We start from the raw sequence: 15,207 nt of genomic DNA, 5'->3' as shown, positions 1-15,207 counted from the left end.
CCTTCACGACCTGCGAGGGGGCATTATGACCATCGTCCAGGCCAGGCCGTCAGGCCAGGTCGGGCTGGCACCGCCGGGGGCTCCGGCGCACCGGAGTGTGCCGGGGAGGATCCGGGTCATCTCCGGCATCACCGTGGCCTCCCTGGCGCTGCTCTTCGCCGCGCTGGCGGCCGGGAGCGTGAGCGCGCGCGACGGGCTGACGGTGATCGGCCGGGACGCGGGCCCCCAGGTGGTCGCCACCGCCGGCCTGTATCTCGGGCTGAGCGACATGGACGCGCAGGTCGCCGACGCGCTGCTGATGGGCAAGGACTACGCCTCGCAGCGCCAGGCCGCCATCGCCCAGTACGAGCGGCGGCGCTCCGAGGCCAACCAGGCGCTGCTGAAGGCGTTCGAGCTGTCCGGCGACAACCCCGCCGAGCGGCAGACCGTCCAGTCCGTGCTCGACGGCCTCGGCCGATACGAGCGGCTGGCCGGGCAGGCGCTGCTGCTCGACACCCAGTCCGGTCACGCGGCCGGGCCGCCGCCGCAGAAAGTGGTCGAGGTGTACCGGCAGGCCACCGACCTGATGCGGCTGGTCCTGCTCCCGCAGGCGTACAACCTGACGCTGGAGAGCGGCACGATCGTGCGGAGCACCTATGACGAGAAGAGCGTCATGGTGCCGGTCGTACGGTTCGCGGTGATCGTGGCCGGGCTGCTGGCCCTGGCCTGCCTGATCTGGCTGCAGGTCTTCCTGGCACGGCGCTTCCGCCGGGTGTTCGGGCCGGCGCTGCTGGCCGCGACCGTCGTGACCGTCGTCGCGCTGCTCGCCGGGGTGAACGTGCTCGGCCGGGACACGCAAGAGCTGCGCACCGCCAAGGCCGACGGCTTCGACTCGGTGCTCACGCTGGCCAGGGCCCGCGCGATCAGCAACAGCCTGCACGGCGACCAGAGCCGGTTCCTGCTCGACAAGGGGCGGGCCGACACCTACGAGCACACCTTCCTCGACAAGTCCCAGTCGGTGATCTATCTGGAGGCCGGGAACCTCGACACCTACCAGGCCAAGGTGGCGCAGGGCGCCAAGCACTTCCTCGGCCTGCTGGGCACCGAGCTCGGCGGGAGCGACGGCCGGCGGGCGCTCGAGGCGTACACACGCTTCCAGGACGCCGACGCCAAGTTCCGCGCGCTGGCGGCCAGCGGCCAGGCCGGCCAGGCCGTGTCGGCCAGGCTGGGGACGGTGCGCGAGTCCTTCGACGCCTACGACCAGGCGCTGCTGAAGCTCGCCGAGCAGCATGAGGCGGTGTTCAAGCGGGCCACGGACGCCGGCGAGAGCGCGCTCGACAACCTGTGGCGGCTGCTCCCGTTCGCGATCGGCGGCCTCGGCCTGCTGGTCATCGCCGGGGTGTGGCCACGGCTCAAGGAGTACCGATGAAGCGGCTGCTACCGGCGGTGCTGGTCCTGACCACGCTGCTGGCCGGGGCCTGCGGCATGGGCGGCGCGGAGTCGATCGTGGACAAGGACGCGATCGTCATCGGGGTCCGCCCCGACCTGCCGTCGGTCGGCGTACGCAAGTCCAACGGCACCTTCGAGGGCTTCGACGTGGACGTGGCCCGCTACATCGCCCAGAAGCTCGGCAAGGACTTCACCTTCATCCCGGTGCTGGCCTCCGACCGGGAGAAGGTCCTGCTCAACGGCAAGGCCGACCTCGTGCTGGCGACGTACACGATCAGCCAGGACCGCAAGGCGAAGGTCCTGTTCGCCGGGCCGTACCACATCTCCTACCAGGACATCCTGGTACGGCCGGACGAGCCGTCGATCAAGAACGTCCGTGACCTCAAGGGCCACAAGATCTGCCAGGTGAAGGGCTCGAACGCGACCCAGCGGGTCCTGGAGGAGCGCAAGGTGGCGGCGGAGGTGGTGCCGGTGGACGACTACGCGGCCTGCCTGGCGGCGCTCAAGGACCGCCGGTTGGACGCGATCACCACCAACGACGTCATCCTGGCCGGTCTGGCCGTCCAGGACGGCAGCGGGCTGCGGCTGGTCAACGCCCAGTTCAACGAGCAGCGGACCGGGGTCGGCATGCACAAGGGCGACGTCGCGGGGTGCGAGGCGGTCAACCGGGCGATCACCACCATGTACCAGGACGGGACGGCCTCGAAACTGCTGCACAAGTGGTTCGGCAAGGCCGGCCTGAACCTCAGCACCATCGCGGTGCCGCAGTTCGAGGGCTGCTCCTGAAGCTGCGTAGACGAACGAACGGCGGGCCCGGGGAGAACCCCGGGCCCGCCGTTCGTCGCCACGCGAGTCGATCAATCCAGATAGTCACGCAGCATCTGCGCCCTGGTCGGGTGGCGGAGCTTGGCCAGCGTCTTCGACTCGATCTGCCGGATGCGCTCCCGGGTGACGCCGAATTCCCTGCCCACCTCCTCCAGCGTGCGCGGATGCCCGTCGGCCAGGCCGAAGCGGAGCTGGATGATGCGCTGCTCACGGTCCGACAGCGTCGCCAGGATGTCGTCGAGCTGGTCCTGCAGCATGATGAAGGCCGCCGCCTCCATGGGCACGACCGCGTCGGCGTCCTCGATGAAGTCACCGAGGTCGGAGTCTTCCTCACCGATCGGCGACTGCAGTGACACCGGCTCCTGGGCGATGCGCTGGATCTCCACCACACGATCGACCGGGAGGTCCATCTCCTTGGCGATCTCCTCGGGCGCGGGCTCACGGCCGAGGTCCTGGTGGAGCTGCCGCTGCACTCTGACGAGCTTGTTGATCGTCTCCACCATGTGTACCGGAATGCGAATGGTGCGCGCCTGGTCGGCTATCGCACGGGTGATCGCCTGCCGGATCCACCAGGTGGCGTAAGTGGAGAACTTGTATCCCTTGGTGTAGTCGAACTTCTCCACCGCGCGGATGAGCCCGAGGTTGCCTTCCTGGATGAGATCGAGGAAGAGCATTCCACGGCCCACATAACGTTTGGCGATCGAGACGACGAGCCTGAGATTCGCCTCGATGAGGCGCTGTTTCGCCCGAGTGCCCTGCCAGACGAGCTCCCTGAACTCGGGAAAGGCCAGACGCGACACTCCGCTGGCCAGCTTGTCCTCGGCGAACAGACCGGCTTCGATCGATTTGGCGAGCTCCACCTCCTCTTCGGCTGTCAGCAGCGGCACCCGGCCGATCTCCCGCAGGTAGATACGGACTAGATCGCTGGTCGGCGCCCGCTTGCCTACGTCTTCCTCGTCGGCGCGGGTGGTCTCTTCCTCTCCCTGGGGTTCGAGAACCTCCACGCCGTTCTCCGCGAGCATCCGCACGACGCGTTCCAACGCGTCGGACGGCAACTCTGAGCGGTCAAGCGCGGCTGCGACGTCATCGACGGTTACGCTTCCGCGCTCCCTTCCCTTCGCGACGAGGTCCGCCACTTGATCTACGGATGGCGGTCCACTTGGCAGTACCGATGCACCCACGGGACACAGTCTGCAGTATTGGTTCCGTAAAATGGCAGACCCATTTTTGTAACCGAAGGTAAGGCCGTGGCCCTTACCAAATTGAGATCGCTTAAAGGTTTAGCGGCACTTTGATCAGGAAAGTAAAGTCAATTACGCGGTCGAGTAAGGAGTGTCCGGGGCGGGGTTGTCGCCGGACACCAGGCGTAGCCTGCCCGGATGCCTTCTGACACCGCTGTCCTACGCGACCGGTGAAGGATTTCGCCACCGCTATCTGGATTCAACAAGTTCCCGACATCTTCTGCTCGGGAACTCTCGAACGAGCCGTTACAGGGACCATTCGCGGCTCGTCATCCGCCGATGGGCTACGTCAAAGCGGGTGCGCACGGTCCCGCCGAAACCCTGAGCCGGTTGCCGCGGCTGCCCGTGAAAGCGTCCCCAAACCCCTCAGCTGCCTGCGGCCCGGTCGCGGAGCACTCTGCGCTGCTGCTCCAGCGCCACCAGCTCGCCGAACAGCCGGTTGTAGTCCTGCTGCTCATCCACCGGGTTGAGCCGCTGGATGCGCGACTTGACCTGAGCGATCGCCCGGTCGACCGCGATGGCCTCGATCGCCGCCAGCATGGCCGCCCCGTAGCGCTCCTCGGTGTGGGAGTCGGCCCGGATCGCCTCGACCGCGAACCGGGTCACCAGCGCCCGCGTCACGTCGTCATGGCACTGCTCCAGCAGCCGGTCGACCCACTCGCGGCCGCCGTGGCCCGCCGACGCGGCGCCGCCCGCCGCGGTGATCACCTGGTGCACCAGCACGTGGTCGGGCGCGGTGAACGCCCGCGGGTCGAGCGCGTCGAAGCGGGGACCGAGCAGCGCGGGCCGCTGGATGGCCAGCTTGAGCAGCTCGCCCTCGACCCGCACGTTGGGATCGACGGGCGCGGCCTGCGGCGCCCGCCGCGGGCGACCCTGCTGGGCGCCGCCGACCTCGGCGATGCGCTGCATGACGAACCGCTCGTCCATGAAGCCGAGCCATCGGTCGAGGTCGATCGCGTAGCGCTTGCGCAGGCCGACGTCCTTGATCCCGGCCACGATCGGCGCCGCCGCGTCGAGCGCGGCGATCTTGCCCTCGTTGCTGCGCAGGTCGTAGCGGGAGATCGTGCTGCGGATGGCGAACTGGAACAGCGGCTCGCGGCTGGCGATCAGGTCGCGCACGGCCGCGTCGCCCTGCTTGACGCGCAGGTCGCACGGATCGAGCCCGTCAGGCTGCACGGCCACGTAGGTCTGGGTGACGAACTTCTGCTCGTCGGCGAACGCCCGGAGCGCCGCCTTCTGCCCGGCCGCGTCGCCGTCGAAGGTGAAGATCACTTCGCCACGGAACTCCGCCTGGTCGAGCAGGAAGCGCCGCAGGATCTTGATGTGCTCCTCGCCGAACGAAGTGCCGCAGGTGGCGACCGCCGTCGGCACCCCGGCCAGGTGGCAGGACATGACGTCGGTGTAGCCCTCGACGATGACCGCCTGGGACCGCTTGGAGATCTCCCGCTTGGCCAGGTCGATGCCGTAGAGCACCTGGCTCTTCTTGTAGAGCGGGGAGTCGGGGGTGTTGAGGTATTTCGGCCCGTCGTCGGAGTCGAGCAGCTTACGGGCCCCGAACCCGATCACGTCACCCGTCGCGTCGCGGATCGGCCAGATCAGCCGCCCGCGGAAGCGGTCCATCGGCCCTCGCCGGCCCTCCTTGGCCAACCCGCCCTTGACGATCTCGTCGGCGGTGAAGCCGCGCCCCAGGAGATGCCGCGTCAACCCTTCCCATTCGTTGGGCGCGTAGCCCACGCCGAACATCTCGGCGTCGGCCCGCTCGAACCCCCGCTCCGACAGGAATCGCCGGCCGGGCGCGGCCTCGGGGCCGAGCAGCTTGTCGGCGTAGAACTCGGCGGCGGCCTTGTGCGCCTCGATCAGCCGGGCCCGCTCGCCGTGGTCGCGCCGCGGCACGTAGCCGCCCTGGTCGTACTGAAGCTGGATCCCGGCACGCTGGGCCAGCCGCTCGACCGCCTCGCCGAACGTCAGGTGCTCGATCTTCTCGACGAACGTGATGACGTCGCCGCCCTCGGTGCAGCCGAAGCAGAAATACATGCCGCGCTCGGGCGTGACGTTGAAGGATGGGCTCTTCTCGTCATGGAACGGGCACAACCCCTTGAGGTTGCCGCCGCCCGCGTTGCGCAACTGGATGTGTTCGCCGATCACATCGGCGATGGGCGATCGCTCACGAACGAGCGCGATATCGACGTCACGGATCCTGCCAGCCACGCCGGTGAGTCTATTCCCGAGCTACGACAACCGTCCCCACCCGGGCTCATGACTGCCCTCCGTGAGGTGACGGTGACCTGGCGGTAAGAGGATGTCACCGTCGCGTCGCGAAAGGCGGAAATCTGTCGGGAGCACTTCCCCGGTCGGCTACAAAGGTAAATGTTTGCGGTGGACACGTCGACACGGGTGGAGATCATGCGAGCGGGGCATCTCGGACGTTGGGCGGCTTTAGCGGGCGCCGCGCTGCTGGCGAGCGCCTGCTCGCCACAAGCCACCGGAGTGGCGGGCGTCAGCGCGCAGTCACCGGCCACGCCCCCGGCGAGCGCGAGCCCGTCCGTCACCGCCACCATCCCCTCACAGACACCGACCGCCGACCCCCAGTCGGCCGAGACCCCGCCCAAGGGTGAGGACCCGGTCAAGATCCCGCCACCGAAGCTGTCGAAGTACACCTACGCCTTCCCCGTCCAGGGCTGCCGGACGACCTACCAGCGCCAGCTGCTCGTGCTCCCGAAGACGGTGATCTGGGCGGGCAAGGGCTGCGCCTTCGTGGCGCCGGTGGACGGCGTGGTCGACGAGGTCAACACCCTGAACAAGTGGTCGCCCACCACCGACGTGGGCGCCTACCGCGAGGGCCGCTTCGTCACGATCATCGGCGACGACGGCGTCCGCTACCTCGGCGGCCATCTCGACGCCGTGGCCGACGGCCTCAAGCCGGGCGTACGGGTGAAGGTCGGACAGATGCTCGGCCGGGTCGGCAACTCGGGCAACGCCCGCGACACCGCCACGAACCTCTATTTCGCGATCTCCTGGAAGACCGGCCCCGCCTACTGGTGGGTGCGCCGGGGCATGGTGAACCCCTGGGACTACCTCGACGCCTGGCAGACCGGCAACAAGACGCTGTCGCCGAAGAAGGAGACGCTGAAGATGCGCGGCCGGCTGGGCGAGACGCCGCCGTGCGCCGTTCAGTGCGCGTCGAAGAAGGTGGTGGAGCCCAAGAAGAAGAAAAAGAAGACCCACGCCACGCCGACTCCTACGGTGATCATCGTCAATCCGACGTGAGCTTCATCGCCGGTCCGACGTCAGCTCCTTCGGGTCCACGGTAACTCCGGAGCGGATGAGCTGCTGGATCTCGCTGACGACGTCCCAGACGTTGACGTTCATGCCGGCGACGACCTTGCCCTCGCGCAGCCAGTAGGCGACGAACTCCAGGTCGGGGACCGAACCCCGGTAGACGACCTCGTCGTAGCCCTGGATGTCGCCGGAGAACTCCATGCCCAGGTCGTACTGGTCTGTATAGAAGTACGGCACGCGGTCGTAGGAGACCTCCTGGCCCAGCATGGACCTGGCCGCGGCGGGGCCGCCGTTCAGCGCGTTGGCCCAGTGCTCGACTCGGATGCGCCGGCCGTACAGGGGATGGAAGGACTCGGCGACGTCGCCCGCGGCGAACACGTCGGGATGCGAGGTGCGCAGCGCGGCGTCCGTGAGGATGCCGCTCCCGACCTCCAGCCCGGCGTCCCGGGCCAGCCCGACCTCGGGCTCCGCGCCGATGCCGACGATGACGAGGTCGGCGGTCAGGCGCTCGCCGGAGCTGAGCCGCACGCCGGTCTCGGTGATCTCCGCGGCGCCGGTGCCGGTGCGCACGTCGACGCCGTTGCGCCGGTGCAGCCCGGCGAAGACCTCGCCGAGTTCGGGCCCGAGTGGCCGATACAGCGGCGTGGGGTCGGGTTCGACGATCGTGACCTCGCACCCGGCCTTGCGGGCGGCCGCGGCGGTCTCCAGCCCGATCCAGCCCGCGCCGACCACGATCACCCGCTCGGCGCCGGCCAGGCGCGCCTTGAGCGCCTCACTGTCCTCGACCGTGCGCAGGCAGAGGCCCGGTCCGGGCAGGCGCCGCGGCCTCGCCCCCGTCGCGATCAGCAGCTTGTGGTACGGCTGGCGCGAGCCGTCGGAGAGCCGGACCGCGTGCTGGTCGAGCTCCAGGCGCGTGACCCGCAGGCCGGTCCTGAGGTCCACGCCGTTGTCGGCGTACCAGTCGGCGCCATGGACGAAGATCTTCTCCCGCTCGCTCTTGCCCTGCAGGTATTCCTTCGACAAGGGCGGTCTCTCGTAGGGGCGTTCGGACTCCGCGCCGATCAGCACGATCTCGTCGTCGGAGCCCTCTTCCCGCAACGTCTGCGCCGCCTTGGCCCCCGCCAGTCCCGCGCCGACGATCACATATGTAGCCATGGCCGCAGTATCCGCCCGCCGGGGGTCATCGGGAAAGACGCTTGTGCCAGGCGATGGCGGACGTGTCGGTGAGAGAGGCGATCTGGTCGATGACCACCCGGACGCGGCCGGCGTCGTCGGGCGCGCCGAGGTAGGTGGGCCGGAAAGCGGGCTCCAGGGTGGCGGGCGCGCCGAGCGTGATCAGGGAGGCCAGCTCGGTGATGAGGTCGCGCTGCCTGGCCTGGTTGGCGTGGTGGTCCTCGGTGGTCATCACGTAGTGGGCGGTGATGCCCTTGAGCAGCGCGCACTCCAGCCGGGTGGCCGGGGGGACGACGAGCTCCGCGCGGTGCCGCGAGGCGTACGCGTCCTTGGTGGCGGTCTGGGCGGATCGGCAGAAGCGGCCGATGAGACCGCTCGTCAGCGCCTTGAGCCCGGCCAGGTCGGCGAAGGTGGCTTCGAAGCGGCGCGGCCAGAGCGGGGTGGCGATCAGTGCGGCGAAGACGGCCTCGAGCTCGGCGAGGTCGGCAGTGGGCGCGTACCAGGTGCGGGTTGTCTCGCAGACCGCGCGGCGCTCGGCGGCCGACAGGAGCGCCTCGGGCGTGACGTGGCCGGAGTGCAGCGCGTCCTCCAGGTCGTGGACGGAGTAGGCGACGTCGTCGGCCCAGTCCATGATCTGCGCCTCGAAGCTCACCCGGCCGTCGGGAGCACCGTCCCTGATCCATTCGAAGACCGGCAGGTCGTCGTCGTAGACTCCGAACTTCGGCGATCTGTCACAGGTCCACGGATATTTGATGGAGGCGTCGAGCGCGGCCCTGGTGAGGTTGAGCCCGGCGCTGCGGCCGTCCTCGGTGAGGACCTTGGCCTCCAGCCGGGTGAGCAGGCGCAGGCTCTGCGCGTTGCCCTCGAAGCCGCCGCACGAGGTGGACAGCTGGTTGAGCGCCACCTCGCCGTTGTGACCGAACGGCGGATGGCCCAGATCGTGCGCCAGGCAGGCGGTCTCCACCAGGTCGGGGTCGACGCCGAGCGTCGCGCCCATCTCCCGGCCGACCTGGGCGCATTCGAGCGAGTGGGTGAGCCGGGTGCGCGGGATGTGCTGGCCGCCGCCGAGCGTCTCGCCGGGCCCCACGACCTGCGTCTTCGCGGCCAGCCTGCGCAGCGCGGAGCTGTGCAGGACCCTGGCGCGGTCGCGTTCGAACGCGCTGCGCTCCGGGTTGCCGGGAGGTTCCGGCACCCACCGTGCCTGGTCGTGTTCGTCGTAACGGGCCATAAGAGCTGTGATTTTATCCAGTTTCCGGTCTCCGCTAGTGTCGACCCTCGCGAGAACCCCATTCCCCGGGAGCCCCTCCTCCATGACCACAGCGTTCCGGGCCGTGCTGGCCTTCGCCCTGCTTGCCGGCTTCTACGTGCTGGTCGGCCTCGTGCTGGTCGCGGCCGTCTTCTTCGATGTGCTGCTGCTGGTCGACTTCCACGTCAACGGCCTCAAGTACGCGGTCATCCTGACCCTGGCGGGGGCCGCGCTCGTGCGCGCCCTGATCATGGTCAGCCGCCGCAAGGACGGCGAGCAGCCGGGCGTGCTGGTCACCCGCGAGCACGAGCCCGCGCTCTGGCAGATGGTCGACGACCTGTCCCAGCGCGTCCGTACGGCGCCACCCGACGAGATCCGCCTGGTGCCCGAGGTCAACGCGGCCGTGGCGGAGGACACCCGCTTCCTCGGCATGAAGGCCACCAGACGGCGCATGTACATCGGGCTGCCGTTGCTGCAGACCCTCACGGTCGACGAGATGCGCGCGGTGCTCGGCCACGAGCTGGGCCACTACAGCGGCGCCCACACCCGCCTGGGCGCGCCGGTCTACCGGGGCCGGGAGGGGCTGATCGCGACCGTCGAGGGCCTGGCCGGCAACCCGTACGTCCAGCGGCTGTTCACGTACTACGCCAAGCTCTACATGCTCGTCTCCCAGAGCGTGTCGCGCGGGCAGGAGCTGGAGGCCGACCGGTTCGCGGTGGCCATCGGCGGCCGCCAGGCGATGTCGGAGGCGCTGCGCAAGATCCACAGCACGGCGACCGCCTGGAAGATCTACGCCGAGGGCTACCTGTCGATGACCGGGGCGGGCGGCAACCGGCCCGCGGCGGTGTTCGGCGGGTTCCACGCGCTGATGAGCGATCCGGCCAGGCAGGCCGAGGTGGCCAAGCTCGGCGAGGAGCCGCGGGAGACCTCCCTCTACGACTCCCACCCGAGCCTGGCCGACCGGCTGGCCGCCATCGAGCTGCTTCCGGAGCCGGAGCACGTACCCGACCCGCGCTCGGCCCTCACGCTGCTGCGCGACGCGAACGTGGCGGTGCAGGCGGTCGAGCAGTCGATGTGGACGCCGGAGGCGCTCACGGGGCTGCGGGCGGTGTCGTGGGAGGAGCTGGTGTCCCAGGGCATGTACGCGGCCCGCAACGCCGAGGCGCTCAACGACCTGGCGCTGGCCGGGCAGCGGGTGCTGGGCGCCACCCGGCCCTACCTCGACGCGGCCTTCGAGGTGATCGCCAGGGGACGGCGGCCCGAGCTGGAGGAGAAGCTGCGCGAGCTGGGCTGGAACCCGTCGGAGACGCTGCTGGCCGGGGTGCTCGGGCAGGCGCTGGAGGCGGTGCTGATCCAGCACGGCCAGGCCCGGTGGACGCTGTCGTGGGCGGGGCCGGCGCGGCTGCTGTTCGACGACGGCGAGGAGGTGGCGCTGTCGGAGTACGCGGCCCAGGTCGCGGCCAACCCGTCCGCCGTTCCCGGGCTCCGGAAGTGGCTGGGCGACCTGGGCATGCGTCACGACTACGTGCCCGCCACGCTGGAGCAGGCGGAGGCGACCGTCTCGCCCGGTTGACCACGATGGTCCCCACAGGGACACCAGCCACGACGGGCCGTCTCCATCCCCTCCCCCGCAGGGGGAATCTCACCCAAAGGACCCCCACCACAACGGGCCGTCACAGGGATCGAGGCGGTCGGGTGATCCCCCTTCGGGAGAGGAAGATCTGACGGTCCGTCGTGGGTGGTGTCTGGGGGTACCCCCTTCGGCTGCCTACCGGGTGTCGGAGTCGCATTCGGCGAAGGCCGCGCGGCCGGCCTCCAGGCGGGCGACCGGGATGCGGAACGGCGAGCACGAGACGTAGTCGAGCCCGGCCTGGTGGCAGAAGTGCACCGAGTCGGGATCGCCCCCGTGCTCGCCGCAGATGCCGAGCTTGAGGTCGGGGCGGGCCGCGCGGCCCTCCTCGACGGCGATCGTGACCAGGCGCCCGACACCGTCGCGGTCGAGGGTCTCGAACGGCGAGACCCCGAACATGCCGAGCTCCAGGTAGCGGGAGAAGAACGCGGCCTCCACGTCGTCCCGCGAGAAGCCCCAGGTCATCTGGGTCAGGTCGTTGGTGCCGAAGGAGAAGAACTGAGCCGCCTCGGCGACCTGGCCCGCGGTGAGCGCCGCCCTGGGCGTCTCGATCATGGTGCCGATCAGGGCCTCGACGCCGAGGTCCGCGAGGATCCCGGCGGCCTCCTCGCGGACGGCCTCCAGCTCCTGTACGGCGGCCACGAGCGGGATCATGATCTCCGGTTTGGCTCCCGGCACCTCCTTGGCCGCCTGGGCGATGGCGCGTACCTGCATGGCGAACAGGCCGGGGATGACCAGGCCGAGCCGCACACCACGCAGCCCGAGCATGGGGTTCTGCTCGTGCAGCCTCTTGACGGCGACCAGCAGCTTGCGGTCCTTGTCCGAGGCGTCCCCGGTGGCCACCTTGACCGACAGGTCGGTGAGGTCCGGCAGGAACTCGTGCAACGGCGGGTCGATGAGCCGGACCGTGACCGGCTGACCCTCCATAGCCTGAAATATCCCGACGAAGTCAGCTTTCTGGAGGGGCTCCAGCGCGTCCAGCGCCGCCTGGCGCTCCTCGTCGCCCGAGGCCAGCACCAGGTCCTCGACGAGCTGCCTGCGCTCGCCCAGGAACATGTGCTCCGTACGGCACAGCCCGATCCCCTCACCGCCGAAGCGGCGCGCCCTGGCCGCGTCGTCGGGCGTGTCGGCGTTGGCCCGCACGCCCAGCCGGCGTACCTCGTCGGCCCGCCGCATGATCCGGTCCACGGCCCGGACCAGGTCGTCGTCGGGCTCCCGGCCCTCGAAGTACTCGACCACGGCCGAGTCCACCACGGGCACCTCGCCGAGGAAGACCTCGCCGGTCGTGCCGTCGATGGAGATGAGGTCGCCCTCGTTCACCACGATGTCGCCCGGCGCGGTGAACCTGCGCTCGCCGATCGACACCTCCAGCTCCTCGGCGCCGCAGACGCAGGTCTTGCCCATGCCGCGGGCGACCACGGCGGCGTGTGAGGTCTTGCCGCCGCGGCTGGTCAGGATGCCGCGCGCGGCGATCATCCCGGACAGGTCGTCCGGGTTGGTCTCGCGGCGCACCAGGATGACGTCCTCGCCCTGGCCGGCCAGCTCGACGGCGCGCTCGGAGGAGAACACGACCTTGCCGACGGCGGCTCCCGGCGAGGCGTTCATGCCCTTGGCGATCTTCTTCTTCTCGGTGCCCGAGTCGAAGCGCGGGAACATCAGCTGCGCCAGCTGGTCGCCCGTCACCCGCGTGACGGCCTCGTCGAGCGTGATGAGGCCCTGGTCGACGAGCTGGGTGGCGATGCAGAACGCGGCGGCCGCGGTGCGCTTGCCGACCCTGGTCTGCAGCATCCAGAGCTTGCCGCGCTCGATCGTGAACTCGATGTCGCACAGGTCGCGGTAGTGGTTCTCCAGCGTCTCCATGATCCGCAGGAGCTCGTCGTACGAGCTCTTGTCGAGGCGTTCCAGCTCCTGGAGCGGGATCGTGTTGCGGATGCCGGCGACGACGTCCTCGCCCTGGGCGTTCTGCAGGTAGTCGCCGTAGATGCCCTGCTGACCGGAGCCGGGGTCGCGGGTGAAGGCGACGCCGGTGCCCGAGTCGTTGCCGACGTTGCCGAAGACCATGGCCACGATGTTGACCGCGGTGCCGAGGTCGGCGGGGATGCGTTCCTGGCGGCGGTAAAGGATGGCGCGCGGGGCGTTCCAGGAGTCGAAGACGGCCATGACGGCCAGGCGCATCTGCTCGCGCGGGTCGGCGGGGAAGTCCTTGCCCGTCTGGTCGCGCACGATGCCCTTGAACGTCTCCACCAGGCCCTGCAGCTCGGCCGCGCCAAGGTCGGTGTCCTGCCGGTCGCCCTTCAGCGATTCGAGCGCCTGCTCGAACAGCTCGCCGTCGATGTCGAGCACGGTCTTGCCGAACATTTGGATGAGCCTGCGGTAGGAGTCCCAGGCGAAGCGGTCGTTGCCGCCGGCCTGCTTGGCCAGGCCGTGCACGGACTCGTCGTTCAGCCCGATGTTGAGGACGGTCTCCATCATGCCGGGCATCGAGAACTTCGCGCCGGAGCGGACGCTGACGAGCAGCGGGTCGTCGGCCTGGCCGAGCGTCTTGCCCATCCGCTTCTCCATCGCGGTCAGGTGCTCGGCCACCTCCCGCTCCAGGCCGTCGGGGACCGCGCCCTCGGCCAGATAGTGGCGGCATGCCTCGGAGGTGATCGTGAACCCGGGAGGGACGGGCAGCCCGAGATTGGTCATTTCGGCGAGGTTTGCTCCCTTGCCGCCGAGAAGATCCTTGAGATCCTTGTTGCCCTCGGTGAAGTCGTAAACGTACTTGGCCACCACAGCTCCAATCAACGCCTCTGGTTCGGACTCTACCGGCGATAATCATGATGAAACTGCACTCATCGGTTAAGTCAACGTTTCAGCTGGTGAAGGGCCTATCACCGGTCTAATCCAATTTATGTTCTGTTTGACCAAGAATTGGTTTATACCAATTGGTATAAACCAATTCTTGAAAGATCCAGAAGTAAGGTTCACAATCAGGAGCACCCCCTAGCAGGAGGCGCCCGATGGCCACTCCTACCAAGCCCCAGCGTTCGGCCCGCCTGGTCGCCGGATCGGCCAAGGCCGCGCAGGGCTCCGCGCGCTACCTGGACGAGCGCCTCGGGCTGGCCGGCTGGCTCGGCCCGAACCTGCGCAAGCTCTTTCCGAGCCACTGGTCGTTCCTGCTCGGCGAGTTCGCCCTGTACTCGTTCGTCCTGCTCGTGCTGACGGGCACGTTCCTGGTCTTCTTCTACAAGCCCAACCCCGACGTGGCCTTCGCCTCGGTACGCGAGCTCAGCCTGGACATCAGGGGCGGCCTGCTGGTGCGCCAGATGCACCACTGGGCGGCGACGATCTTCGTGCTGTCGATCGTGGCCCACCTGTTCCGCGTCTTCTTCACCGCCGCCTTCCGCAAGCCGCGGGAGCTGAGCTGGATGACCGGCGTGCTGCTGTTCGGGCTGGTGCTGTTCGAGTCGTTCCTGGGCGTCTCACTGCCCGCCGACCAGCTCGCCATGACCGGCCTGCGGGAGGCTCAGGGCCTGCTGCTGTCGATCCCGCTCGTCGGCGGCTACCTGTCGGCGTTCGTCTTCGACGGCGGCTTTCCCGGCCAGGTCATCCCGCGCCTGTTCGTGACGCACGTGCTGCTGGTGCCGGGCATCCTGCTGGCGCTCGTGCCGCTGCACGGGATCGTCCTGACCTGGCGGCAGAAGCACACCGAGCACCGCACGCCGGCGTCGGACGAGACGCGGGTCACGGGCGGCCCGTTCTTCCCGTACTTCGCCGTCAAGAACGGCGCCACCACGCTGTTCACGATGGCCGTCATCACGCTGCTGGCCACCTTCGTCCGGGTCAACCCGGTGTGGGAGCACGGGGCGTACCAGCCCGGCGGCTGGCCGCCGTCGGCTCAGCCGTTCTGGTATTCCGGCGTTCTGGAAGGCGCGTTACGCCTGACGCCGCCCTGGGAGATCACCGTCGGCGGCTTCGTCCTGCAGGTCGGCCTCTGGATCCCGATGCTGGTCCTGGCCGCCTTCTTCACGGTCCTGCTGTTCTATCCGTTCCTGGAGCGCCGCTTCACCGGGGACCGCCGCGTGCACAACCTCCTGGACCGCCCCTCGCACGCGCCCGTCCGCACGGCGCTCGGGGCGGCGGTGATCACGTTCTTCACGGTGCTGTGGGCCGGGACGTGGGTCTCGGAGACCCCGCCGGACCCGAAGGCGCCGATGCCGCTGCTCGCGGCACCGCACGAGACCTACCTCTGGATCGTGTACGGGCTGCGCGTGGCGATCTTCGTCCTGCCCCCGATCGCGTACGCCATCACCCTGGCGGTGTGCCGAAGCCGCACCCGCCGCTGATGCCCCTGCCCACCTGCTCCAACGGCATCGACCCCGCCCACGGTCCAGGAAGGACCG

Annotated in this window: 10 protein-coding genes; 5 read left to right on the top strand and 5 right to left on the bottom strand. The window is 69.2% G+C overall.

The genetic code is table 11. From position 1 onward, the window contains the following. Window positions 1–25 precede the first annotated feature (25 nt). A complete protein-coding gene (locus AB0C30_RS23740) occupies window positions 26–1,408 on the top strand; it encodes a hypothetical protein (protein ID WP_357947664.1) in 1,383 nt (460 codons plus the stop codon). Further along, window positions 1,405–2,214 carry a transporter substrate-binding domain-containing protein gene (locus tag AB0C30_RS23735; RefSeq protein WP_357947661.1) on the top strand — a complete coding sequence of 270 codons (810 nt, stop codon included), beginning with the start codon at window positions 1,405–1,407 and terminating at the stop codon, window positions 2,212–2,214. Before AB0C30_RS23740 ends, AB0C30_RS23735 begins: the two co-directional genes overlap by 4 nt. A gap of 71 nt (window positions 2,215–2,285) precedes the next feature. Here the strand turns inward: AB0C30_RS23735 and rpoD are convergent, their stop codons facing one another. Both rpoD and dnaG read right to left on the bottom strand, forming a co-directional pair. Continuing rightward, on the bottom strand, window positions 2,286–3,389 hold the full coding sequence (gene rpoD, locus AB0C30_RS23730; RefSeq protein ID WP_214638280.1) for an RNA polymerase sigma factor RpoD: 1,104 nt from the start codon (window positions 3,387–3,389) through the stop codon (window positions 2,286–2,288). Window positions 3,390–3,860: 471 nt separating this feature from the next. Then, entirely contained in the window at window positions 3,861–5,702 is a 1,842-nt protein-coding gene (gene dnaG / locus AB0C30_RS23725) for a DNA primase (RefSeq protein ID WP_357947658.1), read from the bottom strand. A gap of 168 nt (window positions 5,703–5,870) precedes the next feature. Between dnaG and AB0C30_RS23720 the strand changes: the two genes are divergently transcribed. Continuing rightward, window positions 5,871–6,761, top strand: a complete 891-nt coding sequence (locus AB0C30_RS23720; protein WP_357947655.1) for a peptidoglycan DD-metalloendopeptidase family protein — start codon at window positions 5,871–5,873, stop codon at window positions 6,759–6,761. A gap of 3 nt (window positions 6,762–6,764) precedes the next feature. Here AB0C30_RS23720 and AB0C30_RS23715 read toward each other — a convergent pair whose 3' ends face one another. Together AB0C30_RS23715 and AB0C30_RS23710 are read right to left on the bottom strand one after the other, a co-directional pair. Next, window positions 6,765–7,928, bottom strand: coding sequence for an FAD-dependent oxidoreductase (locus AB0C30_RS23715; RefSeq protein WP_357947652.1), 1,164 nt, complete (start codon window positions 7,926–7,928; stop codon window positions 6,765–6,767). A gap of 25 nt (window positions 7,929–7,953) precedes the next feature. Beyond that, a complete protein-coding gene (locus AB0C30_RS23710; protein WP_357947650.1) occupies window positions 7,954–9,174 on the bottom strand; it encodes a deoxyguanosinetriphosphate triphosphohydrolase in 1,221 nt (406 codons plus the stop codon). An 82-nt stretch (window positions 9,175–9,256) separates the two neighbouring features. On the opposite strand from AB0C30_RS23710, the gene AB0C30_RS23705 reads away from it, so the two are divergent. Then, a complete protein-coding gene (locus tag AB0C30_RS23705) occupies window positions 9,257–10,765 on the top strand; it encodes a M48 family metallopeptidase (RefSeq protein ID WP_357947647.1) in 1,509 nt (502 codons plus the stop codon). Between the two features lie 195 nt (window positions 10,766–10,960). Here the strand turns inward: AB0C30_RS23705 and ppdK are convergent, their stop codons facing one another. After that, window positions 10,961–13,594 carry a pyruvate, phosphate dikinase gene (gene ppdK / locus AB0C30_RS23700; RefSeq protein WP_357947644.1) on the bottom strand — a complete coding sequence of 878 codons (2,634 nt, stop codon included), beginning with the start codon at window positions 13,592–13,594 and terminating at the stop codon, window positions 10,961–10,963. 230 nt (window positions 13,595–13,824) lie between these two features. Here ppdK and AB0C30_RS23695 point away from each other — a divergent pair, with 230 nt between their 5' ends. After that, window positions 13,825–15,150, top strand: coding sequence for a cytochrome b N-terminal domain-containing protein (locus AB0C30_RS23695; RefSeq protein WP_357947641.1), 1,326 nt, complete (start codon window positions 13,825–13,827; stop codon window positions 15,148–15,150). Window positions 15,151–15,207 lie beyond the last annotated feature (57 nt).

Origin of the sequence: Nonomuraea sp. NPDC048901 (genome assembly GCF_040649695.1) — a bacterium.
Taxonomy (GTDB): Bacteria; Actinomycetota; Actinomycetes; order Streptosporangiales; family Streptosporangiaceae; genus Nonomuraea.
Note: the sequence above shows the minus strand (reverse complement) of the source record. Positions and strands in the feature narration are given on the sequence as shown.

Coding starts and splice junctions, on each gene's coding strand:
- AB0C30_RS23695 (WP_357947641.1), top strand. CDS start 13,825: ATGGCCACTCCTACCAAGCCCCAGCGTTCGGCCCGCCTGGTCGCCGGA.
- AB0C30_RS23735 (WP_357947661.1), top strand. CDS start 1,405: ATGAAGCGGCTGCTACCGGCGGTGCTGGTCCTGACCACGCTGCTGGCC.
- AB0C30_RS23710 (WP_357947650.1), bottom strand. CDS start 9,174: ATGGCCCGTTACGACGAACACGACCAGGCACGGTGGGTGCCGGAACCT.
- AB0C30_RS23740 (WP_357947664.1), top strand. CDS start 26: ATGACCATCGTCCAGGCCAGGCCGTCAGGCCAGGTCGGGCTGGCACCG.
- AB0C30_RS23715 (WP_357947652.1), bottom strand. CDS start 7,928: ATGGCTACATATGTGATCGTCGGCGCGGGACTGGCGGGGGCCAAGGCG.
- AB0C30_RS23705 (WP_357947647.1), top strand. CDS start 9,257: ATGACCACAGCGTTCCGGGCCGTGCTGGCCTTCGCCCTGCTTGCCGGC.